This is a genomic window from Nocardia sp. BMG111209 (assembly GCF_000381925.1).
In the GTDB taxonomy this organism is placed as follows: domain Bacteria; phylum Actinomycetota; class Actinomycetes; order Mycobacteriales; family Mycobacteriaceae; genus Nocardia.
Genome location: NZ_KB907307.1, coordinates 3,023,918 through 3,049,084, shown reverse-complemented (window position 1 = coordinate 3,049,084; position 25,167 = coordinate 3,023,918). Strand labels below are relative to the sequence as shown.

At 64.2% G+C, this 25,167-nt stretch carries 14 protein-coding genes; 10 read left to right on the top strand and 4 right to left on the bottom strand.

What is annotated here, in order from left to right; genetic code table 11:
- Positions 1-5: 5 nt before the first annotated feature.
- Positions 6-1,079: a phosphotransferase family protein gene (locus G361_RS0114035; protein WP_369797897.1), complete on the bottom strand. Its 1,074-nt coding sequence runs from the start codon at positions 1,077-1,079 to the stop codon at positions 6-8.
- Positions 1,076-2,377 (bottom strand): acyl-CoA dehydrogenase family protein, encoded by a 1,302-nt coding sequence (locus tag G361_RS0114030; RefSeq protein ID WP_019927719.1) that lies wholly within the window; start codon positions 2,375-2,377, stop codon positions 1,076-1,078. The genes G361_RS0114035 and G361_RS0114030 overlap by 4 nt, the downstream gene beginning before the upstream one ends.
- A gap of 91 nt (positions 2,378-2,468) precedes the next feature.
- Between G361_RS0114030 and G361_RS0114025 the strand changes: the two genes are divergently transcribed.
- Positions 2,469-2,933 (top strand): VOC family protein, encoded by a 465-nt coding sequence (locus G361_RS0114025; protein ID WP_019927718.1) that lies wholly within the window; start codon positions 2,469-2,471, stop codon positions 2,931-2,933.
- 16 nt (positions 2,934-2,949) lie between these two features.
- Entirely contained in the window at positions 2,950-3,780 is an 831-nt protein-coding gene (locus G361_RS0114020; protein ID WP_026343015.1) for an SDR family oxidoreductase, read from the top strand.
- 9 nt (positions 3,781-3,789) lie between these two features.
- On the opposite strand, the gene G361_RS0114015 is transcribed toward G361_RS0114020, so the two are convergent.
- Positions 3,790-4,452, bottom strand: a complete 663-nt coding sequence (locus G361_RS0114015; RefSeq protein ID WP_019927716.1) for a TetR/AcrR family transcriptional regulator — start codon at positions 4,450-4,452, stop codon at positions 3,790-3,792.
- Positions 4,453-4,564: 112 nt separating this feature from the next.
- Here G361_RS0114015 and G361_RS0114010 point away from each other — a divergent pair, with 112 nt between their 5' ends.
- The gene (locus G361_RS0114010; protein ID WP_026343014.1) at positions 4,565-4,756 is read left to right on the top strand and encodes a ferredoxin; all 192 of its coding nucleotides are present in this window, start codon (positions 4,565-4,567) and stop codon (positions 4,754-4,756) included.
- 146 nt (positions 4,757-4,902) lie between these two features.
- On the opposite strand, the gene G361_RS0114005 is transcribed toward G361_RS0114010, so the two are convergent.
- Positions 4,903-5,502, bottom strand: a complete 600-nt coding sequence (locus tag G361_RS0114005) for a Uma2 family endonuclease (protein WP_019927714.1) — start codon at positions 5,500-5,502, stop codon at positions 4,903-4,905.
- A 171-nt stretch (positions 5,503-5,673) separates the two neighbouring features.
- On the opposite strand from G361_RS0114005, the gene pglW reads away from it, so the two are divergent.
- The 7 genes from pglW to G361_RS0113965 are packed head-to-tail and all read left to right on the top strand — an operon-like array spanning position 5,674 to position 25,158.
- The gene (gene pglW, locus G361_RS0114000) at positions 5,674-9,903 is read left to right on the top strand and encodes a BREX system serine/threonine kinase PglW (protein WP_019927713.1); all 4,230 of its coding nucleotides are present in this window, start codon (positions 5,674-5,676) and stop codon (positions 9,901-9,903) included.
- Positions 9,900-13,496 (top strand): BREX-2 system adenine-specific DNA-methyltransferase PglX, encoded by a 3,597-nt coding sequence (gene pglX, locus G361_RS48320; protein ID WP_231386873.1) that lies wholly within the window; start codon positions 9,900-9,902, stop codon positions 13,494-13,496. Before pglW ends, pglX begins: the two co-directional genes overlap by 4 nt.
- Positions 13,493-15,364 carry a DUF262 domain-containing protein gene (locus G361_RS0113985; protein WP_019927710.1) on the top strand — a complete coding sequence of 624 codons (1,872 nt, stop codon included), beginning with the start codon at positions 13,493-13,495 and terminating at the stop codon, positions 15,362-15,364. Before pglX ends, G361_RS0113985 begins: the two co-directional genes overlap by 4 nt.
- Positions 15,361-19,104 carry a DUF6079 family protein gene (locus tag G361_RS0113980; RefSeq protein WP_019927709.1) on the top strand — a complete coding sequence of 1,248 codons (3,744 nt, stop codon included), beginning with the start codon at positions 15,361-15,363 and terminating at the stop codon, positions 19,102-19,104. Before G361_RS0113985 ends, G361_RS0113980 begins: the two co-directional genes overlap by 4 nt.
- Positions 19,101-21,797 carry a BREX-2 system phosphatase PglZ gene (gene pglZ / locus G361_RS0113975; protein WP_019927708.1) on the top strand — a complete coding sequence of 899 codons (2,697 nt, stop codon included), beginning with the start codon at positions 19,101-19,103 and terminating at the stop codon, positions 21,795-21,797. The genes G361_RS0113980 and pglZ overlap by 4 nt, the downstream gene beginning before the upstream one ends.
- The gene (gene brxD, locus G361_RS0113970) at positions 21,794-23,074 is read left to right on the top strand and encodes a BREX system ATP-binding protein BrxD (protein ID WP_026343012.1); all 1,281 of its coding nucleotides are present in this window, start codon (positions 21,794-21,796) and stop codon (positions 23,072-23,074) included. The genes pglZ and brxD overlap by 4 nt, the downstream gene beginning before the upstream one ends.
- Positions 23,074-25,158, top strand: coding sequence for a DEAD/DEAH box helicase (locus G361_RS0113965; RefSeq protein WP_019927706.1), 2,085 nt, complete (start codon positions 23,074-23,076; stop codon positions 25,156-25,158). The genes brxD and G361_RS0113965 overlap by 1 nt, the downstream gene beginning before the upstream one ends.
- The last annotated feature ends 9 nt before the right edge of the window (positions 25,159-25,167 follow it).

The window sequence follows — 25,167 nt, the reverse complement described above, 5'->3', positions numbered from 1 at the left end:
GCCATCTACCCCTTGTAGTCCGTGGTCTCGGCCAGCTCCGCGGCCGCCTTCGCGGCATCCGCCACGACCGGGCCGAAGCTCTGGAGCTTCGGATCGTCACCGGCGCGCTGGAAGCCACGCTCCAGCACGATAGCCAGCTTCCACTTCGCGAGCACGAGGTAGTAGTCCAGATCGTCCACCTGACGGCCGGAGACCTCGGCGTAATGGGCCACGACCTGGTCCCGGCTCGGCATGCCCTGCATGTCGACGTAGCTCGCGGTGGCGGCGTCGGCGGAGGTGGTGTCGGCGGGCCAGCCCTGCACCATCCACGCCAGGTCCAGCTTCGGATCGCCGACGGTGCCCATCTCCCAGTCCACCAGCGCGGCCAGCTGGGCCGGAGCGCCGTGGCGGAACATGACATTCGCGAACTGGTAGTCGCCGTGCATGATGCCGGGGATGTAGTCCAGCGGGCGGTGGTTGCGCAGCCAGTCGGCGGCGACATCGAGACCCGGCAGCTCCCGGCCCTTGATCCGCTCGAAGAACGTGGTCCAGCGCTCGACCTGACGCTCGTGGAAATTCTCCGGACGGCCCAGACCGGTCAGGCCCTGCGCCTGCCAATCGACCTTGGACAGCAGCGCGATGCCCTCGGCCAGTTGATAACCCAGGCCGGCGCGGAGCGCGAGATCGGTGTCGAACGGCGCGGGCCACTTGCGGCGGGTGCTCATCGGCGACCAGCCGTCCACATGACCCATCAGGTAGAAGGTGCGGCCCAGCACCGAATTGTCGGTGCACACCGCGATCGCGGGGGTGTGCGGCACGTCGGTGCCGTCCAGCGCGGCGGTGATCCGCCACTCGCGCAGGATGCCCTCGTCGCGCTCGGCCGGGGCGCCGGCCGGTGGGATCCGGATGACGCTGCGGTGCTCGCCGCGGGTGATCAGATAGATCTCGTTCTGCGTGCCGCCGGACAGGAAGGACAGCTCGGCGGGCTCACCCTTACCGGGCAGGCCCTGCTCGTCCATCCACGCGAACAGCCGCGCGGAGTCGATGGTGGGTTGCGGGTTCTCGCCCTGTGTCATTGATTCGTTCGCAAGCTCACTCATAGGTTTCCAACCTCGTGTTCCAGGAATGCGGCGTACTTCGCGCGAGCTTCGTCCTGCTTGCGCGGGATCCACTCCGACGGCCACATGTCGTCGGTGCCCTTGTAGTCGCGCAGCACCTGCTTGGCGACGGTCATCTTGTGCACCTCGGTGGGCCCGTCGGCCAGGCCCATCACGCCGGCGCCGTGGATCATCCGGAAGAACGGCAACTCGTTGGTGGTGCCCAGGGCGCCGTGGATCTGCATTGCGCGCCAAGCGATGTCGTGCAGCACGGTCGGCATCACGATCTTCGCGGTGGCGATGTCCTTGCGGACCTTCTTGTAGTCGTTGTACTTGTCGATCTTCCACGCGGTGTGCAGCACGAACAGCCGGAACTGGGTGAGCTGGGCGTAGGAGTCGGCGATGTAGCCCTGGACGAACTGCTTGTCGGCCAGCTTGCTGCCCTGGGTGGTGCGCGACAGCGCGCGCTCGCACATCATGTCGATCGCCTTCTGCGCCAAGCCGATCGTGCGCATGGCGTGATGGATGCGACCGCCGCCGAGGCGGGTCTGCGCGATGACGAACGCCTGGCCCTCGCCGCCGAGCAGGGCCTCCGCGGGCACGCGCACGTTCTCGTAGTGGATCAGCGCGTGCTGACCCTCGTTCATCGGCTCGCCGTACAGGCCGACGTTGCGGACGATGTTGATGCCGGGGGTGTCGGTCGGCACCAGGAACATCGACATGCCCTGGTACGGGCTGACTTCCGTATTGGTCACGGCCATCACGATGAGGAACGACGCGGTCGCGGCGTTGGAGGAGAAGAACTTCCAGCCGTTGATGATCCAATCGTCGCCGTCCCGATGCGCTTTCGTCTGAAATTGCGTCGGATCGGCGCCGGCCTGCGGCTCGGTCATCGAATAGCTGGAGAACAGTTCGCCGTCGAGCAGCGGCTGCAGGTACTGCTTCTTCTGTGCCTCGGTGCCGTAGTGGGCGATGATCTCCGCGTTACCGGTGTCGGGCGCCTGGCAGCCGAACACGATCGGCGCCCACGACGAGCGGCCCAGGATCTCGTTCAGCAGCGCCAGCTTGAGCTGGCCGTAGCCCTGCCCGCCGAGATCGGGGCCGAGGTGGGTGGCCCACAGTCCCTGACGGCGCACCTCCTCCTTCAGCGGCTGGATGGCCTCCCGCCGCTTGCCCTCGAGCGGCACGAACTGCTGGTGCTCCCACACCAGGTCCAGCGGCTCGACCTCCTCACGAACGAACTCGTCGGCCCAGTCCAACTTCTTCTGGTACTCGGGCTCGGTTTCGAAATCCCACGACATTGCGCCTCCTCTCGAAAGGTGAGAATATCCTTCTCGTGTTACAGAACGCAATTCTTGACGAGAAGAAGTTCGCTGTGCGAAGGGGTGTGGCATGAGGGCCGAGGACCAGTTCCACCTGGGCATCGTCACCACCGACTTCGACGCGACCGTCGACGCGCTGACCGCGACGCTCGGCTACCGCTGGGGTGTGCGGATGACCAATCCGGTCGCCGTCGAATTGCCGTCCGGGGCCACGGAGGTCGAGCTGACCTGCCAGTTCTCCATCGAGGAGCCGCGGCTCGAGATCGTCAGCGCGGTCGCGGGCACGATGTGGGAGCCGGTGGCCGGCGGCGGCATCCACCACCTCGGCTACTGGGCCGACGATGTCGCCGCGGATGTCGCCGAACTCACCCGGCACGGCTGGCGGGTGGAGGCGCTGCGGCCCATGCCCGGCGCGGATCCGGCCGGTGGCGAGCTGTTCTTCGCCTTCCTGACCGCCGAGCGGGGATTCCGGATCGAACTGGTCGACCGCCGCGCCGAATCCGGCCTGCGGCAGTGCTGGGCCGCACCGGCCTGACGAGAGAGGACTCGATATGACAACCGTGGGCATCGTGACCGGCGCGGGACGAGGGATGGGCCTCGCCTGCGCGAAACGGCTGACCGGCGCGGTCGACGTGCTGCTGCTGGTCGATCGCGACGAGGCGACCGCACAGGCCGCCGCGGCCGAACTGGCCGGTGGCCGGGCGGCCGTCGAGGCGTTCGTTCTCGACGTCACCGATACCGACGGGCTGGCCCGGCTGGCCGCCCGGACCGCCGAACTGGGGACGCTGCGGGCGGTCGCGCACGCGGCGGGCATCTCGCCGACGATGGCCGACTGGCGGCGCATCCTGACCGTCGATCTGGTCGCCACCGCACAGCTGGCCGAGGCGTTGCGGCCGCTGGCCGTCGAGGGCACGGCCTTCACCTGCTTCGCCTCGATGGCGCCGCTGCTGGACCCGTCGCAGCCGGATCCGGCCGCGATCGCCGTCCTGGACGATCCGCTGGCGCCGGACTTCCCGGACCGGCTGCGCGAGGTGGTCGGACCGGGTCTCGAGGACACCGGTTACGCCTACACCTGGGCCAAGCGCGGGGTGCACCGCTTCGTGAAGTACGAGGCGGTCCGGCTCGGCGCCGCGCGGGCGCGGATCTGCTCGATCTCGCCGGGCACCATCGAGACGCCGCAGCAGATACAGGAGGCGGCGGCGCATCCGTCGATCCAGAAGCTGATCGACACCACACCGCTGGGCCGGCTGGGGCAGGCCGACGAGGTGGCGGGCGTGGTCGCGTTCGCGCTGTCCGATGACGCATCCTTCCTCAACGGTATCGACCTGCTGGTCGACGGCGGAGTGCTCGCCGCCGTACAACTGGCCGCCGCCGCCCGCTGAGCGCGGCGGTCAGGCGGGGGTCACCACGCGCAGGGCGAAGGCGACCATGCGGTCCACGTCGTCCGGGGTGGGCTGGGCCCGCCGCCACAGGTAGTCGGTGAGCACGCCGACGGTGGCGTGGGAGATCACCGACGCGTCGAAATCCGGGTCGGCACTGCCCAATTCGGCCAGGGCCGGGCGTAACAGCCCGCCCAGGCGGCTGCCGGGCAGCGGCGGGCCGGATTCGAAATCGGTGGTCGGCCCGCCCGCGTTCCAGAGGATGGCCCGGGTGGTGGTGGCGATGTCGTCGGTGGCCTGGGACAGCACCGCCGCCGCCCAGCGGCGGACCCGGCCCTCCGGCGTGGTCTCCTTGCTCATCTGATGGGTGACGTAGCCCATCAGGCGTTCGGTGCCGTCCTCCAGCAGCGCCCCCAGCAACGCGTCCTTGGACGGGAAGTGGCGGTAGAAGGCATCATTGGACAGCCCGGCCGCCGCGACCACATCGGCGACCCGGATGCGCGCGGTGGTGCCCCGGGTGCGGATCTCGGCGAGCGCGGCGTCGAGCAGCCGCCGGATCTCGTTGGCGTAGCCGGCCTCGCGCTTGGCCAGCGATCGCTGCGCGATGCGGCTGGCGACGTCACCCCCGGCGGGGGTCGGTTCGCCGCCGGCGGAAGTAACGAGATTCTCACCCATAAGAACAGTATTCTGATCGGACCTGGTCGGCGCAAACCGGTCCCACGAGCGGCAACGCCGGATAGACTCCGAAGAGAACAAAATTCTCCGGAATAAGAATGCGAGTACCGACTTGAAGGTCAGTATCGATCCGCAGCGTTGCCAGGGTCACACGTTGTGCGCCATGATCGCCCCCAAAGCATTCCAGCTCAGCGAAATCGACGGCCACTCGACCCCCGTCAGCGAGGATGTGCCCGTCGATCAGGAGGAGGCCGTCCGCGAGGCCGCGCATTCCTGCCCGGAACAGGCCATCAGCATTTCCTGACATCATCGGCGACTATCCGATTCGCCTCGTCCGGTGCGGGATTCGTACCTGCGCCGGGCGGTTGTCTTTCGCACGCGGCAATCGTCGATCACGGCGATGACACCTCCGGATTCGTTGTCCTGCCGGACCGCATCTCCGCGAAGATCCTAGGGCTGTTCGAGGACGTCGAACGGAACGGTGACCTCGACGGGGTCGTCGAGCAGCAGCACCCGCCGATGCACCGTGTGCACCAGGTAGCGGCGACCGGACCAGTCGAGGCGGTACTCCTCGATCTCTTCGATCCGTTCTTCCTTCTGATCCAACCGGACGATCAAATAGCGCGGGATGCCGGCGTGAGCGTATTGGATGCGCTTGTCGGTGATGTCGCTGTCGATGGTCGATTCCGAGGTCACCTCGACAACCAGCAGGATATGGTCGCGAACGGTGTTGACGTCGTACGGCTCGCAGTCGCGGATCCAGATGTCGGGGTAACGGATGTTCAGTCGCCGGTCCGGCGCGGAGGAGTCGGCATCGGCGAATCGGGCGGCGACGTCCGAGTCCACGATCATGCACGGCCCACCGTCGCGTCGTGCTGATTCGAGTGCGCCCGCCAGTCGCCGGACCACCCGGCTGTGGGTGGGACTCTGCGCCATCATTCGGATCACGTGTCCGTCGACGATCTCGATATCTCCGAGCGATTCGGTTGCGCCGTCGGCGAACTGCTCCGCCGTCAGACACAGCTCCGGGTGCTCATCGGGCGCGGTCATAACTGACATCATTGCAGTCCGATCCTCGCGATGACCACGACACGGGTTTCGGTGATGCGGACCAGCGGCAATGCCGGCCGGCGACATCATCACGGTTGTGTGTTCACCCTGTCGCACCCGCCGAGTACCCTGCCTGTACGACATCGGGTCCGACTTCAGGGGTGGTGAACTGTGCAGAACGGGCGTTGGACGGAGATCTCGCCCTCGCAGTTCGATCACGAGAAGGAAGGGCTTGACATCGTCAAGGCACTTCTGCCAGATGTTCCGCCGTTCCGTGCCTGGTCCAACTTCGAGTTCCGGGACAACAAGGGCCGCTGGCATGAGGTCGACCTGCTTGTCCTGGCTCGCGACACCCTCTACCTGATCGAGCTGAAGTACTACAGCGGGGTTCTGCGTGGCAACGACCACGTATGGAGCCGCAGTGGCCATCGCGCGGAGGACTCGCCACTGCTGCTGGCCAGGCGTAAAGCCCAGTACTTCGCCTCATTGCTCAAAGACCGCCTGGTCGAACGTGTGGGTCCTGTTCCGCGCGGCACCATTCCGTTCGTGCAGGAGCTGGTGTTTCTGCACCATCCGAGGATGGTCTGCGAGTTGCCGGCCAGTTCGGCGATCAATCTGTATGGGCTCGACGGTAACGAGGGCACCAGTCGGCTGCCCGGAATGTCGGAGCGACTGCTCGCGCCTACTGCGCGCGATCCGGTCAGCGAGGAGAAATCCCTGCTGCTGGCCGATTTGATGAAGGCGATCGGTCTGGCACCGCGCCGCCAGCGGGAGCTGGGATCGTGGGTGATCGACGAGGAGCCGCTCGGCGACGGCGACGGCTGGCAGGACTGGCCGGCGTTCCACCATGTCGACACGGAACGACAAGCTCGCATCCGTTTCTACCTGCCCAAGCCGGGTTCGAGCCCAGCCGAGGAGCATGCGCACGCGCGCGCTGTCGAACACGAATATCGGCTGCTGACCCGGCTCAAGCACGATGGCCTGCAGGTCCCGGTCGATGTCGTGAAAGATCGTGAGCTCGGTATCGGGCTGGTGTTCGTGCAGTCGAAAGACGTTGAGCGCCTTGATCTATGGCTCGCGGACAACGCGAATGTGCTGACCCTGGACGAGCAGTTGGAGTTGCTGAGCCAACTCGCCGAAGTGATCCAGTACGCTCACCGCCATCGCGTGGTGCATCGGACGCTGAACCCGCGGGCGATCGCACTGCGGGTCCGGGGCACGCATCGACTGCTGCAGGTCACGGACTGGGACAGTGCCGGTGTGCTGCCGGCCAACTCGGATACCGGTGTGTCGCGCCTGTCCGGGGGTCCGCTGAGCCTGACGGCAGACGCGCTGTCGGAGCAAGCGCGGCTGTTCGCCGCGCCGGAGGGACCGAGTCCCGCCGACCCGGTGCGGATGGATGTGTTCGGCATCGGTGCTCTGGCGTTCTACCTGCTCTCCGGTGGCATCGCACCCGCGACCGAGCGTGGCGAGCTGATGGACCGATTGCGTCGCGACCGCGGTCTGGATCTGGCGGCCGAAATGCCGGAGGTCCCATCAGCATTGCGTCAGCTGATACTCGACGCCACCACGCCGAGCCCCGGAGACCGGATCGCTGGGGTCACCGATTTCCTCGATCGGCTCGAGGACACTCGTCGCGATCTGATCGGCTCTCAGGGGGAGACCGATCCGCTGGAGGCCGGCCCCGGCAGCATGCTCGGCGACGGACGGTTCGAGTACCGGCGCCGATTGGGAGCGGGCTCCACGGCGGTCGGCATCCTTGCCGTGGATCATCGGGCCGGTGGTGCACAGCGGGTGCTCAAGGTGGCCCGCAACGACGAGGCCATCGCCCGATTGCGTGCCGAGGCACAGGTTCTCGGTACATTGAACGATCTCAACGATCCGCGGATCGTGCAGTTGATCTCAGAAGAGGTGATCGGCAACCGCACCGCACTGGTGCTGCAGTGGGCCGGTCGTACCACGCTCGCCGAGGAGCTGTCCGGCAAGTCCGGCGGTCTGTCGATCGACGTGCTCGAGCGGTGGGGCAGCGATCTGCTGTCGGCGTTGGTGACTCTCGAGCGGGCCGGTATCACGCATCGCGATCTCAAGCCGTCCAACCTCGGTGTGTTCTCGTCGAGTCAGCGCGCGGACACCCACCTGATGTTGTTCGACTTCTCCATGGCCGGCGTCGATCCCCGCAATATCGAGGCGGGCACCCCGCCCTACCTCGACCCTTTCCTCGGGCTACCGGGCGGCCGCCGTGCCTACGATTCGGCGGCCGAACGCTACGGTGCCGCAGTAGTGCTGTTCGAGATGGCAACCGGGACCGCCCCTCAGTACGGCCCCGACCCCCAGGCCAACGCGGCAACCGTCGACGACGATGTCACGCTGTCGCCGGAAATGTTCGAAAGTGCTGTCGCGGAACCGTTGTCGCGCTTCTTCGCATCGGCACTGTCGCGTGAGGCATCGGCACGGCCGGACACCGCCGAGGACATGTCGAAGGCATGGCGCGCCGTGTTCACCGAACTGGATGCCGCACCTGCCCCCGCCGACCCCGCCGACGCTGCCGCGAAGGCAACGGTCCTCACCGCGCTGGGTCAGGCCGGGCTGAGCGCCCGTGCCGTGTCGGCACTCGCCGCGATCTCGGTGACGACAGTCGGTGAGCTGCTGGCCCTGGACTCCACCCGCCTCAACCGGCTGGTTGCCAAGGAAGCCAAGAACACGCGCGTCGAGATCCGTGACCGGTATCGGCAATGGACTGCGAGCCTCGGGCGTCAAGCACCTGCAGTCAGCGGGCAGTACATGCTCAGCCTGGACGATGCGGTGCAACTGCTGCTGGCTGCACTGGGTACTCGCCGCACAACCCGGCGGTCGGCAGCGGAGCTGCTGCTGGGCGTCAAAGGCAACCTCGGCGCATTCGCCAGTGGGCACGAGCTGGCCCGGCAGTTGTCGAAAGCGCCGCAGCGGGGACATCAACTGATCAAGGAATTGCAGTCGGATTGGGCTGAGAACGACGCGGCGCGCGACCTTCTCGACGGCGTGATCGAACTCGCACAGAAGGTACTGCGCGATTCCGGTGGTGTCGTGGCGATCCCGACGCTCACCGCGGAGATCCGCGGGCGCATGCTTCAGCCCGCATCGACCGACTCCGAGTCACCTGCACCAGTGCTGGCGGAACGAGCGGCAGCAGGTTTGCTCCGCGCAGCTTTCGATCGCCTCACCGAACACGAGACTGCCGACGGTGCAAAGCGATTGGTCCGGCGTAGGCACGATGGCCGATTGGCGCTCGTCGCCGACGACGAGGTGCTGCTGGCGGCGGCGGAGGCGGCCGGAAAACGTGCCGACGAACTGGTATTCGGCAGCACAACGGTGGTGGTGCCGTCGGTCACCGCCGCACGAGAGCTGCGCGAGGCATTCACACGTGCTTACCGCAATGCCGCCGAACCGGGTGCCCGGGAACAGCTGCCGCCGGATTCGAAACTGATTCGCTTGGCGGCAGCCACTTCTCGCACGGCCGCGATTTCCGGTCGCGGCGAACTGTACCCCGTGCTCCTCGAAGCATCGGCAGCGGTGCGCTCGGCGCTGGCTGGGTTGTCCCAGTCGGAGTCGTTGACTCCCAACGAGGTTCGTGCTCGCGTTGCCGCTCGATTCCCGGCATTGGAGCGACTGCCCGCGCGGCCCGTGCTCGATGCGATGGTCGATCGGGCCGGACTCGGATTGACCTGGGCAGACGGCGTTTATCGCTATCGGGATGCGGTGCCCCCGAGCGAAACCTCGGTGCATACTCGGGCGGCAACCCTTACCGGAGAATCACCCGTGTCAGGGCCCGGAGCGCAGCTTGGCCCCATACTGTCCACCCGCCACACACTGCTACGGCAATCGTTGCAGGAGAACGGCTTCGTCGCGATCGGCGTCCCGATTCCGGCGGACCGCGCCGGCGAGCACGTGCGGGTCGCACATTCTCTGGCCACCTCGTTTCACGGTGAGATCATCGACGTGACGGACGAGATCATCACGGCGATGCGCGAACTCGCCGCAGAGCGTGGGGTGCCATGGGCCCTGGTTCGCAGCGCGGACGCCGCCATCGAGGGCAGCCGCGACGCACAGGGCTTGCAGGCGGTGCTGGATCAGGTGATGCCGCAACTGGTCTTGCGGCTCGAATCCACCGTGTTTTCCGGAGAGGGGGCGGGACCGGTGATTTTCACCGAACTTTCGCCTCTCGCCCGCTACGGGTACATGGATCTCCTGGCCCGGCTCAGCGATCTGTCGGCGCCGCGCCGGCGGCCCGTATGGCTAGTGCTTCCGCAGATCCGCGGTCAGCGGGGAGCGTTGGTGGACGGCAGACCGATCCAATTGAGTTCTCCTGGTGGACAATTCGTGACGTGGTCAGAAGCTGTCGGCGACAGTGGGAAGAGCGAATGATGACGGGTAGTGAGGGGTTCTCGGCGACCACATTGGTTGCGGTACTGCGTAAACAGGTGACAGCGCTGGAAGGCGACCTGCGCGACCGAGTGGACGGGGTTGATCCCGACACCCGTCAACCCGGCGTCTTCGATCGCTGGAGAAGCGAATACGATCACGCACTCACCGCGCAACGAACGGCCGCCTCCTGGCAGGAATGGCGCAACGAGCGGGTGACGCAGTCTGCGGTGGCGTGGGTGCTGCTCACGGTGTTCGCCCGTTACTGCGAGGACAACGCTTTGGTCTCGCGACTGTGGATCGCCGGCCCGAACAGTGACGCACGACAACAGGCACTCGATGCGCGCCGCGCGTACTTCACCGAGAATCGCGAGCACACCGATCGCGAATGGCTCGGGCAGATCATCGAGCACTTCGCCAGGCTCGACGCCACCAAGGGACTGGTGGATGAGTTCTCGCCGTTGCACCAGGTGACACCCTCCGGTGACGCGGCGCGTGCGCTGCTCGAGTTCTGGTGGCAGAAGGACGATTCCGGTGAGTCGCGGTGGGGTTTCACGGGAGTCGACACCCGCTTCCTAGGTGATGCCTACCAGGATCTGTCCGAGTATGCGAAGAAGACATACGCGCTTTTGCAGACGCCCGAGTTCGTCGAGGAATTCATCCTGGACCAGACTCTCGAGCCAGCGCTGGACGAGCGGTCGCTCGAAGGTTTCACTGTCATCGACCCGACATGCGGATCAGGGCACTTTCTACTCGGAGCCTTCCATCGGTTGCTCGAACGCTGGCAACGTGAAGCACCGGCGCTCGAACCCCGCTATCTTGTGAGCAAGGCTCTCGAGGGCGTGTTCGGCGTGGACATCAACCCATCAGCGGTGGCCATTGCCCGTTTCCGCCTCATGGTCGCTGCGCTGGAAGCCAGTGGTGACAAGTCGATTGAAAAAATGATCGACATCAAGCTGAATCTGGCTGCGGGTGACTCGCTGCTGTGGGGTGCACGGCAACAGGCTTTGGATGACGATCTGCTGACTTTTGGGCAGGCGCGGTTTGCCTACTCGACCGAGGATCAGGAGAAGCTCAAGGCGATTCTGCAACGAGAACATGATGCGGTGATGGGAAATCCGCCATACATCACGGTGAAGGACAAAGCTCAAAATCAGACCTATCGGGGACTCTATCACTTCTGCAAAGGTACCTATGCGCTTACGGTGCCGTTCATGGAATTATTCTTCGACCTGGCGAAGTCTGAAGGTGTGGCGTCGGGGCCTGGCTGGGTCGGTCAAATAACGTCGAATTCGTTCATGAAGCGTGAATTCGGTTCGAAATTGATCGAAGAATTCTTGTGCACTCGTGATCTTCGCCGGGTAATCGACACGTCCGGTGCATACATTCCTGGGCACGGGACGCCGACCGTGATCTTGGTGGGACGCAATTGCACTCCAGTCGGCGCTACTGTGCGGACAGTGCTGGGCGTCCGTGGAGAGCCGGGGCGTCCGGAAGTCCCAGCGAAAGGGATCGTATGGTCTGCGATCGCCGACCATGTTGATGAGCCCAATTTCGCCAACGGTTGGATTACGGTGGAGGATTTAGACCGCGTCTCGCTAGCGACGCATCCCTGGAGCCTCCGCGGTGGTGGTGCTGCGGAACTTGCTGAAATAATCGAGAGTGGGGCCGAGCGTAGGCTCGATTCAAGCCAACGGAGAACCGGATTTTTTGGTGACAGTCATGCCGACGAAGTATTCTTTCTTCCGATAGAGCTTGCACGCCGTGCGGGTGCACCAGCAAGCTACCTTGTCGCATCGTCTAGGGGTGAGAACGTACGTGATTGGGATGCTCAATCTGTAGCTGTTGCTCTCATTCCGTACAGCGAGTCTCGAGTGCTTATGGATTTTGATGATCTGAATTTTGATATTCAGAAGTATCTTTGGAGTTTTCGGTCAAGCCTCGGAGGCCGATCCACCTTCGGTGGCGGTACATACTTTTCATCGGGCCGCAAATGGTATGAGTGGCATCAACTTCCACGGGACGTGGGAACTTCCGATTTTGCTATTGCTTACGCTGAAATAGCGACCCATAATCACTTTACTATCGATCGTCTCGGTAAAGTGTTTAATCGAACCGCGCCTGTGGTCAAGTTGCCGGAAGGGGCGAGTGAAGACGATCACTTGCGACTACTGGGAGTCCTTAACAGTTCGGTAGCGTGTTTTTGGCTGAAACAGAATTGCCAGAACAAGGCGGGTGGAGGTATTGGGCGCGGCGACTCCGATGAGAGTTGGGAGCAGAGGTATCAATTCAATGCCACGAAGGTGAAGAGATTTCCGCTACCGCCAACCTGCATATTGGAACGTGCTCGCATTTTGGACGAGCTTGCACAGGAACTCGCTGCAACCTCTCCCTCTGTGGTTGTAGGGACTGGAACTCCGAACGCCGAGTTGCTCGATGCTGCATCTAAAAAATTCGAACACATTCGTGCTCTGATGATCTCCCATCAGGAGGAATTGGACTGGGAATGCTACGGGCTATACGGTTTGCTCGATGGGAGCGACCTCGTCTATACGAATGAGGTGCCCGGAGTCGCTTTGGGTGAGCGGGCTTTCGAGATTGTACTGGCTCGATCAATGGAAACTGGCGAACGCACTGTCTGGTTCGAGCGCCACCGGTCGAAGCCGATTACAAAGATTCCGACACACCTGCCCGGCGACTATCAGTCACTGCTACAGCGCCGTCTAGATATCATAGCGGCCAATCCGAAAATCAGGTTCCTAGAGAAGCCGGTGTACAAACGTACTTGGGCAGCCGAACCGTGGAGCAAGCGAGTCACCGAGGCCCTTCGTGACTGGCTGCTCGATCGTATCGAGGACCGCGCACTTTGGTTTGACGGCGACGGACGCCCCACAATGCGGAGCGTTGCCGTGTTGGCGGATCATCTAGATCGCGACGAGGGTTTCCGGAGTGCGTTGCAACTATGGGCCGGTAGTATCGATATCTCTACCTCAACTGCGCTGAATCGGCTGTTAACCGACGAGGGTGTGCCGTACCTTGCGGCTTTGCGTTACGAGCCGTCCGGCTTAGATAAGCGTAGTGCGTGGGAAAATACGTGGGAACTTCAGCGCCGCGAGGACGAAGGTGAAAAGCTGGCGACGCCGATCGCCATCCCGCCCGATTATAAGCCAGCCGATTTCAGGACCCCTGCGTACTGGTCCCGCCGAGGCAAGTTCGATGTGCCAAAAGAACGTTTCATCTCCTACCCCAGTGCCAGCCGTGACTCCGACCCGAGCGAGCTGCTCGGCTGGGCAGGTTGGGATCATGCCGAGCAGGCACTGGCTCTCGCCGAACTGATCGGCGCTCGCATCGATGACGGCTGGGAGGCGGACAAGCTGACCCCGATGCTGGCGGGTCTGGCGGAGTTGGCGCCGTGGGTTCGGCAGTGGCACAGCGAGATCGACCCCGAATATGGTGAATCGGTAGCCGACACGATCGATGAGGAACTGCGTACGCGCTGTGCGCAGGTCGGCGTCACCACCGAAGAGCTGGCGGCTTGGCGGCCGGCTACCACCAAGCGTGGGCGGCGGACCAAGAAAGCGACCACACCGGCATGAGTAGCATCGTTCCGCACTATCGGACCATCACCGAACTGCTGCAGAGCCGTTCGTTCTCGATCGATGAGTACCAGCGCGAATACAAGTGGGAGAGCCGCAACATCGAGGAGCTACTCTCCGACCTGCTCGGTAAGTTCGAAACGTCCTACCAACCGGGTGATTCGCCCAAAGCTGCCAGCGACTACGCGGACTACTTCCTGGGGTCGATCATCGTCACCCAGCGGGGCAGTAAGAACTACCTGGTGGATGGTCAGCAGCGGGTTACCTCGCTGACACTACTGTTGATCCATCTGTACCGGGAGACCAAGGCGCAAGACCTGCCCGCCGCGAGTGCGCTGGAACCGCTGATCTTCTCGGACAACTTCGGTGAGCCCAGTTTCAATCTCGATATCGCCGAACGAGTTCCGGTGATCCGGGCTCTGTTCAACGGCGAACCCTACAACGTCGATGGTAAAGAGGAGTCGATCCGGACAATCGTCGCGCGCTACCAGGACATCGAGAACTTCGAACTGACTCGCATACTCGGCGAGGGTTTGGCGACCTTCGTCTACTGGCTGATCCGCAAGGTCGGATTGATCGAGATCGCGACCGAGACCGACGCGCACGCCTACTCGATCTTCGAGACGATGAACGACCGTGGCAAACCATTGAGCCCGGTGGACATGCTGAAGGCGTATCTGCTGGCGCCGATTGATTCCGACAACGGGCGCAGCCAGGCCAACCGCGATTGGAAGAGCACAGTACTCGAGCTCACCTCGTGGGCACCCGATCCGGACCAGGAGCGCGACTCCGCTTGCATCAAGGCGTGGCTGCGTGCGCAGTACGCCGACAGTATCCGGGAGCGCAGGAAGGGAGCCGCGGACAAGGACTGGGAACTCATCGGCAGCACGTTTCATCGCTGGGCTCGGGACAACGAGAAACGAATCGGTGCAGGCGGCGATCAGCAGAACCTGTTCATCATGACCGAGGAATTCCCGTTCTTCGCACGAGCATATCGGCAGATCCTGGAAGCCGGGCGTACCTACACACCGGGGCTGAAGTCGGTCTACTACAACGCACACAACGACTTCACCTGGCAGAGCACCGTTCTGCTGGCACCGTTGACCGTCGAGGACGACAGCGACACCGTTCGTCGTAAGCTCGAGGCGACCGCTGCCTATCTCGACATCTGGCTGATGCGGCGAGTGGTGAACTACATCCGTGTCGGCTATTCCTATGCCGCGTACCCGATGTGGTTGCTGTGCAAGGACATTCGGCGGAAATCGCTCGATGACCTCATCGACGTCCTCATCGGTAAGCTGAACAGTGACGACACCACCTTCGAAAGCAGTGCGAGTCGTGGGCGGGGTGGGCTGTACGAGTTCGGGCTCAACCAGTTCAGTCGCCGGTACATCTACCATCTGCTCGCGCGCGTAACCGCCGAAGTGGAGGTTGGAGCGGGCAAGGGGGACCAATTCGATCATTACGTCGATCGAAACCAGAAGAACCCGTTCGACATCGAACACATCTGGCCTGACAAGTACACACGCTACCGAGACCAATTCGACAGTCGGCAAGATTTCAGCCTCTGGCGCGACGATGTCGCCGCACTGCTTCTTCTGCCTGCCGACGTGAACCGCAGCCTTCAGGACGAGCCGTTCGAGGTGAAGGCTGCGGACTACGCGAAGCAGAACTTCTACGCCGCGAGCCTGACCGATGCCGCCTACCGGCGTCAACCACAGTTCATGCAGTACCGCACGCGGGAGAATCTGCAGTTCGAGCCGTATCGGACGTTCGGTAAGGACGCGCAGGAGGGGCGCGGCAAACTCCTGCTGGCGCTGGTCGGCAAGATCTGGTCGCCGGACCGATTGGAGGATCTGCGACGATGAGTGTGCTGCTTCGCGATGTCATCGACATCCCCGAACAGGTCGGCAGCGACGATTATGTCCTCAAGCTCACCACGAGTACGGAGGACGACAACCAGATCCGTGCGACGCTCGACGAGTACGTCCTCACGGACTCGTTGCGCGAAAACTTCACCAGCGCACTGAATCTGGTGACCGACGCGGTGAAGCAGAACACCTCCCGCGCCGCGTACCTGGTCGGTTCGTTCGGCTCGGGCAAGAGCCACTTCATGGCGGTCCTCTACGCCCTGCTCGGCAACCATCCAGGGTTGCGGACCGCGAAGTTCAACGATCTCACCGGCCGCTACGACAGCCAGCTCAGCGGCAAGAAGTTCCTGCGCCTCACCTACCATCTGCTCGGCGCGAAGAGCCTGGAACAGGCCATTTTCCAAGGCTATGTCGAGCAGATCATGCGGTTGCACCCCGAGGCAGACCTGCCCGCGGTACACAAATCCGACAAGCTGCTCGGCGATGCCGAGAACCTGCGCGCCAGGATGGGTGACGAGAAGTTCCTCGCCGGCCTGGATACCAGTGCGAGCGACGGCTGGGGCGGGGTGCTCGGCGGGGGCGCTTGGGATCTGATCCGCTACCGGAACGCGCTCACCGCGCCGCCCGAGGACGAGAGCCGTACCCAACTGGTGTCGGCGCTGGTGCAGAACTATTTCTCGGCGTTCGTCGAGCAGGCCGATTACGTCGACCTGGACCGCGGCCTGCCGGTGCTCGCCGCGCACGCCCAATCGTTGGGCTACGACGCCGCGGTCCTGTTCCTCGATGAACTCGTGCTGTGGCTGGCGTTCTCGGTGAGTGACACCGAGTTCTTCGCCCGTGAATCGCAGAAGATCACCAAGCTGGTCGAGTCCTCCGGCACTCGGCGTCCGATTCCGTTGGTCTCGTTCATCTCTCGTCAGATGGATCTGCGCAAATGGTTTGCTGACGCTGGTGCGTCCGGCGCCGAGCAGGAGGCAATCGACCGCTCACTGAACTACCAACAGGGCCGGTTCCGTGACATCGAACTCGGTGACGACAACCTCGCCGAAGTGGCACATGCGCGGCTGCTGCGGCCCAAGGACGACAACGCTCGCCAGATTCTTGCTGATGCCTTCAAAGCGGTCAGCCGCACGCCTGCAGTGTGGGATGTGCTGCGCGACAGCATGAATACCTCCGATGAGCACCGTGGCGCGTCGGAGCGCGAATTCGAGCTGACCTACCCGTTCTCCCCGGCGCTGGTTGCGACCCTGCGCAACCTGTCGACGGTGATGCAGCGCGAGCGTACCGCGCTGAAGGTGATGCAGCGCATGCTCGTCGAACGCCGCGACACCCTCACGGTGGACGATCTCATCCCGGTCGGGGATGCCTTCGACCGGATCGTCGAAGGCAACGAGCCGATCGACGCACACGCGGGCACCTTGTTCAAGGCAGCTTCGGAACTGTTTCGCGGAAAAATGCTGCCGATGCTGTTGGACAAGCATCAGATCAGTGCCGAACAGCTGGAGCAGGATCCGGCGAGTGTGCCGTCGGGTTTCCGCGCGCACGAGCGGATCGCCAAGACGCTGCTGCTTTCTGCGATCGCGCCGAAAGTGCCTGCGCTGCGCGATATCACTGCCAGCAGGCTGGCCGCGCTGAACCACGGCTCGATCAAGACGCGGCTGCGCGGCGGTGAATGGCGAGTGGCACTCGCGGCCGTACGGGACTGGGCCAGCAAGGACGTTCCGGAGATCAGCGTTGCCGACGGGCAGGATCCGATCATCCGGCTCCAGCTTGCCGAGGTCGACTATCAATCGGTGATCGATCGGGTGCGCGGCGAGGACAATGTGGGCCGCCGCCGCGTGCTGCTGCGCAAGCTCATCCACCATGCGCTGGAGATCACCACCCAGGACGATTTGGCCGGCGCCGCAACCCGCACTGTGTATTTCCGCGGTTCGCGCCGTGAGGTGGATGTGGTGTACGGCAACGTCCGCGACCCTGCTTCGGTGCCGGAACAGAGCTTCGAAGCGCGCCCGGGTACTTGGCGTTTCATCATCGACTACCCGTTCGACGAGCACGACTTCTCCACCGCCGACGACATCATTCGGGTCGAACGGCTCATGATGTCCGGCGACCAGCACACTGTTGTGTGGTTGCCGAAGTTCTTCTCGCCTGCCGCGATGGACGATCTGGCCCTGCTGGTAAAACTCGACTGGCTGTTCGCGGGCAGTGGTGACCGCTGGCAGGAGAACTCCGACCACCTCTCCGTCAGCGATCGGGCACAGGCGCGCGGAATCTTGGAGAATCTCTGGCGTGGTACGACAACCAGCCTGGAGTTGTTGCTGCGCCAGGCATACGGGATCGAGGCGGCAGACCCCAAACGGTTCGTCGACGACCCCGGGCACACCGAGATACTGGTGTCGCTGAGTAAGGACTTCCAGCCGAAACTGCCTGCTGCACTGGGCTTACTGGATGCCTTCGAGAAGGTTGTGGACCAAGCGTTTGCCGCCACCTACCCCGCGCACCCGCAATTCGAACCAGCCGCCGAGGAGATCACGGCCCGGCAGTTCGAGGTCGTGCGTGGTTACGTGGAGCAGGCCTGTACCCATCGCGACGGCCGGGTGCCGACCTTGCCCGGTGCAGATCGCAAGACCGTCCGCCGGGTGGCCGCGCCGTTGCGGGTCGGCAAGGCGACCGAAGATCATTTTCTGTTCGGCGAGGACACCTTTGCGTTCTGGGCTGGTGAACTCGACCGTGCCGCAGCCGAATCCGGCAGTACGGTCACGGTGGGTACGTTGCAGCGCCGCCTCGATTCCCTTACTCCTGCATGGGGTCTGCGTCCGGAAGCACGCGACTTGGTGGTCAGTGCGTGGGCTCTGTTGCGTAAACGAGCCTGGTTCGAGGCCGGCGCCCCGATCGCGGCGCCGCCGCTGGGGCGGATCCGCGAAAGTATCGAACTGCGGGCCGAGCAGCTGCCCGAACAGGCCGCCTGGGATACCGCGCGCACTCGAGCCTCGGAGCTGTTCGGGTACACGATGCCACGGACCTACCTCACCGGTGCCAATGTCGCGGACTTCGCACAGCAGGTCCGGGTACGGGCGGCCGAGAAGCGCGGCGATCTGGACGAGCTCGTCCGGGAGCTGACCGCAGCGCACAACCGGCTCGACTTCGCCGCGGGAAGCAGCGACCGATGCACGGCCGCAACCGAACTCGTGCAGGCCCTGGATCGATTGCACAGTACTGCGGGCAATGTCGCGGTCATAGACCAGCTGGCCGCGCTGACCCTGCCGGTCGCTCACCCGACGGCAGGGCAGATTCGAGCGGATGCGGCCCGTGATGTCCGCGCCCTGCGCGGTTTCAAATGGCGCTTGCTCGACACGGTGCAGGTGGCGGCCGCACAGTCGGGGCCTCGCGCGGATTCCGCGCGGGATCTGCTCCGGCAACTGCGTGAAACCCTTTCGGTGCCCGGAACATCGCTGACCGAAGAGCTGGGGCATCGCGAGAACCGGATCGTCGACTGGGTGGTAAGCGAAACCCCTGCGTCGGCACCCACGCCGCCGGCGGTTGTTGTGCCATCGCGCGAGCCCACTCCGGATATCGACCCGCCATCGCGATCCGAACCCGAATCCTTGCGTCCGGTCACCGATCCGGAAACGGTGACCCTGCACGGGCTCGACGATGTCGACGAAGTGACCGAGCAACTGCGTGCCGCATTCGCAAAGCACGGCAGCCGAGTGCGGGTGAAGTGGTGGGTGGAGTGACCACCGCGCCGGTTTCTCAGCCGCTCATCGCCGCCAAACTCGCGAAGGCGGGGGAGAAGCGCTATCGGCACGGGGTACTCGGGCTGCGCGCCGCTCCCCAATGGGACAGTGGCAGCTTCGCCCACGACGGCGTCCGGGTCACCGTCGCCGCGTGCCCTTCCACTCTTGCGGTTTGGGAAGCGCTCGAAAACCGCAGCGACGGTGAGTGGTTGGTGATATTGACACCCTTGGAAGAAGATGAGCTCGGTTCCGGGGTGCTCGCGCATCTGGTGGACGGCCGACTGCTCACTCCCGATCCGTGGGATGCGTTGCGCAGCAACTTCGCCGCAGCGACCATCGAACCTGCGCTGTACCGCGTCGACAACGATCGTGCGCTGGCGACCGGTCTTCTCGCTGTGCTGTCGTCGTCGGCGTATACGCCGGCTCGCGGTGGCGTCCTGACTCGCGCACATGCGATGAGCGCCGTCGCCCGCAGCGCGCTGGCAATGACCGACGATCCTGCCATCGAGATCGACACCCTCACCGTCCTGGAATGGAGCCGGCACAGCGGGGTCGCCGCGCAGGTGACGGAATTGGCCAGAGTGGGCGGTCCGGGGTTGTTCGCCGCATTCACCGAGTGGTTGGGAGAACGCTCGGGCCGGCTCGGCCGCGTGGTGAGCTCGCTGCTGCGCTCCGGCCGGATCGCCGACCTGGTACCGCTGGGGCTCATCGCCGGACTGCTCGAGCCGCAACAGTCCGGAAGCGAACTCGCCCGCGGGCTGTTCCTCGGCCGATTCGAGCTCGGTGCACCGAGTTTGGACGATCTCCGCGGATGGTATCAGGACTCGGCGAGCCTCCTCACCCGATCGCTGACCACGCGCGAGATCCATGTTGTCCTCGCCGACGCCGAGCGGCATGTCCACGCACTCGGCATCGATGAATTGGCTGGCGGTTCGGAATTCCTGCCCCGAGGTCTGCAGGCCCGGTTGGGCGCCCTTTCCGAAGCTATCGATGCGATGCTTCCTGCCGCCCTCGGTGATCCGGATGTCGCGATCTCCGGCGTCGGCCTGGCCTCGATGGAGGCCGCCTGGTTGCGGGTGCAGCAGCACTACCTGGCCAAGACGGACGCGGCCTGCGCCGCGTTCGCTGCGGGTGTCCGCTTGGTTCGCTGGCTCGCCTCGGCTGCCCCGGTATCGAGCGATCTCGCAGACCTCACCGATCGGTATGTGGCCGAAGACAGTTGGGTGGACACCGCCCTCTCCGCAGCTCGGCGCGGAGCGGAGCTGCCCGGCTCGATCGCCACGCTGCGTACGGTCATCGACCTCGTCTCCCAACGCCGCCGCCGCCATGATCGGCAATTCGCCGGAGCCCTCGCCGCCGCATCACAGCCTGCGGTTCCCGGGGTCGAAGAAATCCTGCGGCGGGTCGTGCTGCCACTCGCGGAGTCCCGGCCCACCCTACTTCTGGTGCTCGACGGGTTGTCGATGGCGGTGACGAATGAACTCTTCTCGGGCACAACCGAACTCAGCTGGACCGAAGCATCGGTTCCGGGCCTGGTCGGCAGCGGAACGCCACGCCGGGCAGGAGCCCTCGCGGTACTGCCCACACTTACCCGGCGCAGTCGCTGTTCATTGCTGTGCGGAGATCTGCGTGAGGGAGATGAACAGGCCGAACGTGCCGGATTTGCGGCGGTTCTGCGCGCATCCGGGCTTCAGGCACCCGACGGCCGGGCCGATCCCATCTTCCACAAGAAGGCACTCGACAGTGTGCCCGCCGGGGCGGCACTCGCGACCGAGGTGAACGACGCGATAGGGGACACCGAAGGCCGGCGACTTGTGGCGGCTGTGCTGAATTACGTGGACGACACGCTGCACCACACCGATCCGGGACGTGCTACGTGGACCGTGGACACGATCCCGCACCTCCGGCCACTGTTACAAGCCGCCCATCGTGCGGGACGGGCGGTGATTGTCACCTCCGACCACGGGCACGTCATCGAACGCCGCGAAAGCGTCAGACTGGACCGCGCCAATCTGTACGGGCAACGCGCACACGCCGACACAGGCCGGGTCGACGACAGTGAAATACTGGTGGAGGGTCCGAGGGTACTGACCGATACCAGCGCCGCCGTACTCGCCGTTGACGACACCGTGCGTTATGGCGTGGTCAACGCCGGCTACCACGGTGGTGGCTCGCCGGCCGAGGTAGTGGTGCCGGTTATCGCGCTCTATACCGGCCAGTGTCCGGAATCGCTGGATTCGGGTGATGTCGCGGTCGAGCCGCAATGGTGGAACGCGGCTCTGCCCATTACCCAAGAGCCGGTCCCGGTCCGCGTCGCACCCGCGGGTCAACGCAAGTCGGTGCCGTCGGAACCCAGCCTTTTCGACGAGCCCGTTGCGGCGACACCGAAGCTGTCCGAAAGTATTTTGGCCACAGCGATATTCGTCGAACAACTGCGGCTTGCCGGCCGGGTCGTGGTTCGACCGGAACAGATCTCCGCTCTGATCGATGCGCTGGCCGCGGCCGGTTCACGTGAACTCCCGCTCGCCAAGGCGGCGACGGTGGTGCAAGTTCCGCCTGCCCGCATCAAGGGTGCACTGCTGCAGATCAAACGAGTGCTCGATGTCGAGGGCTACGAGGTGCTGCTGCTGGACGATGGTGCCGTCCGGCTCGACGAGGCCGCACTGCGGGAACAATTCGGGGTATCCCGTTGACCGCCCCCGTCTCTGCACGCCGCCGCCGCGAAATCCTCGACGCACTGCGCCGAGGCACGGTGCCGTCCAACGGACTGGATCAGCTGGCTGTCGGGCTCGATCGGTTCGAGAACGAGTTGGACGCCGAATTGAGTGTGGTCGCCGGCGGCGGGGCAATGTTCAAGGCGGTGCGGGGCGACTACGGCTCCGGAAAGACCTTTTTCGCCCGTTGGCTCGCCGACCGTGCGCTCAAACGCGGTTTCGCGGTGGCAGAGGTGCAGATCAACGAGATCGATACCCCGCTGCACCGGTTGGAAGCGGTGTACCGACGCAGCATCGAGTCGCTACGCACCGCCTCAGTGCCGCCGAGTGCGCTGAGGCCGATCCTGGATGGATGGCTGTTCACCATCGAGGACGACGCCGAATCCCAGGGCATCGATATCGACGCGCTGCTGGAACGTAGGCTGGCCGCTGTCGCGACGCGGGCACCGGTGTTCCCCATGGCAATTCGTGCGTATCGCAGGCACGTCGCCGAGGGCGACAACGATTCCGCCGACGGGCTGGTCGCGTGGCTGGGAGGTCAGCCGCATGTGGGAGCGTCGGTCAAACGGCAGGCCGGAATAAAGGGTGATCTCGACAACTCGTTGGCACTTGGATTCGTTCGGGGGCTGCTCGCTGTGTTAGCTGATGCGGGTAGTGCCGGGCTACTGCTCGTTCTCGACGAGGTCGAGACTCTGCAACGGGTTCGCACTGACTCACGAGCCAAGGCGCTCAACGCGCTGCGGCAACTGGTGGACGAGGTGCACGATGGGCACTTCCCCGGCCTCTTTCTATTGATCACCGGGACACCCGCGTTTTTCGAAGGGCGTCAAGGCATTGCGCTGCTGCCCCCCCTTGCGGACCGGCTGCACACCGATTTCTCCCGCGATCCGAAGTTCGACAATCCGCGTGCACCACAGTTGCGGCTCACCGGTTTCGATCTGGATCGGCTGGTGGAACTCGGTGGCCGCGTACGTGAGCTCTTCATTTCCGGGGTGGAAGATGCCGACCGCATACGTTCTGTTGCCGACGACAAGTTCTTGCATCGATTCGCCGCATCGGTCGCCGGCAAGCTCGGTGGCCGAGTGGGCGTGGCACCGAGGCTGTTCTTGCGCAAACTTGTCGATGTACTCGATGTGATCGAACTGAGTCCTGACTTCGATCCCTATACCGACTACACGGTGAAGATCACCGAATCCGAGCTGTCCGATACCGAACGCGAGATCGCGTCAGTTGACGACATCGAGTTGGATCTGTAGTGGACGTGTTCGCGCAACTGCATCCCGGAGTGCAGTATCACCTGGCGAACACCCTGCGCTGGGATGGGTTGCGGCCCACCCAAGCGGCCGCAGTCGGACCGATCATGGCCGGTTCGGATGCGCTGGTCATTGCCCCTACGGCGGGTGGAAAGACCGAGGCGGCTATGTTTCCGTTGTTGTCGGAGATGTCAGAAAAGGACTGGCAGGGTGTTTCGGTGCTCTACATCTGTCCATTGCGCGCGCTGCTGAACAACTTGCAGCCCAGACTGCACGGTTACGCACAGTGGCTGGGCCGGGTAGCCACCGTGTGGCACGGTGATGTGGGGCAGGACGCGCGGCAGCGGATCATGCGAGATCGGCCGGATATTTTGCTGACCACGCCGGAGTCGCTCGAAGCGATGCTGGTTTCGACCAAGGTCGAATCGCGTGTGCTGTTCTCCGGGCTGCGGGCTGTTGTGGTCGACGAGGTGCACGCCTTCGCAGGTGACGACCGTGGTTGGCACCTGCTCGCCGTGCTGGAGCGGTTGTCGCGGATCAGCGGCCGGGAAATACAGCGAATCGGTCTGTCAGCGACGGTCGGTAACCCTGACGAGTTGCTGAAGTGGCTGCAGGGCGGTTTTGTGGACCGTCCGCGGGTTGTTGTAGCGCCCGCGATTGTCGATACTGCCGGCACACCTGATATAACGGTCGACCACGTCGGGTCCATCGAAAACGCAGCGACCATCATTGCTGCGCTGCATCAGGGCGAGAAACGATTGGTATTCGTAGATTCGCGAAGGCGTGCCGAGGAGCTCGGTGCTGCGCTACGAGCAAGAGGAATTCAGACCTACCTCTCGCACTCGTCATTGTCGTCAGCCGAGCGGAAACGCTCGGAGGAGGCGTTCGCGGAGGCCAGGGATACAGTCATCGTCGCCACGTCGACACTCGAGCTGGGCATCGATGTAGGTGACCTCGATCGGGTGATCCAGATCGGATCGCCCCGAACGGTCGCGTCGTTTCTGCAGCGGCTCGGCCGGACCGGACGGCGAGCGGGTTCGGTGCGCAACTGCCTGTTTCTGTGCCTGGACGAAGACACGGTCCTGCTGGCGTTGGGAATGCTGCATCGCTGGTCGCACGGCTGGGTGGAACCGATCATTCCGCCGCCCTCACCACACCACATCGCTGCCCAGCAGTTGCTCGCTGTGTGCCTGCAAGAGGGCAAACTCGGGCTGCGGACCTGGCGGCGATGGTGGGGTTCGCTTCCCGTGTTCGACGAGACGGCCGAGCAGATCTTGGAATTCCTCTGTACCGAAGGCTATTTCGAGCGGGACGGCGACTTCCTGCACATCGGGCCGGAGGCGGAACGGCGGTTCGGCCGACGGTATTTCTCCGATCTGACCGCAGTATTCAGCGCGCCCCCGGAACTCCGTGTCATGGCGGGCCGCAACGAGATCGGCACGATCGGTACCGACCTGCTTGTCGAAGAGGTCGACGGGCCCCGTGTGCTGCTACTCGGCGGCCGGTCCTGGCAGGTCACCCACGTGGACTGGTCGCGTAGGCGATGTTTGGTCGAGGCTGTCGAATCAGGCGGTCGAGCCAAATGGTCGGGCCTGGGATCCGGTGTGTCCTATGAGGTCACACGAGGGATGCGTGCGGTTCTGTTGGGTGAGGTCCCCGACGGGGTTAAACTGACCAAGCGTGCGATTGCTGCGCTCACTGCACTGCGCATGCGCCACGAGTCCACTATTCTGCTGGACGCAGTTGTCGTCACACTGCCTCCCGGCGGGGCGGGGCGTTGGTGGACATGGGCCGGAACGGCGGCCAACCGCACCTTGCAGGCATCCTTGCCGGATATTGTCGATCCACGACAGCGTGTCGATGAGCAGTCGCTGCGGCTGCTTCCCGGGCTGTCGATACAGGAAGTATCCTCCGCTCTTGCCGAGGTGACGTGGAGCCCGCCGGGAGTCAGCCGAAATGCTGTGGCGGGCCTGAAATTCTCCGCCGCATTACCACCTCGTCTGGCCGAGGAGACGCTGGGGCGGCGGTTGGGCGACGAGACGGTCGCACGTGGTGTTGTCGCCGAGAATCGGCGGCTACTGCTGTAGTGGCATCAC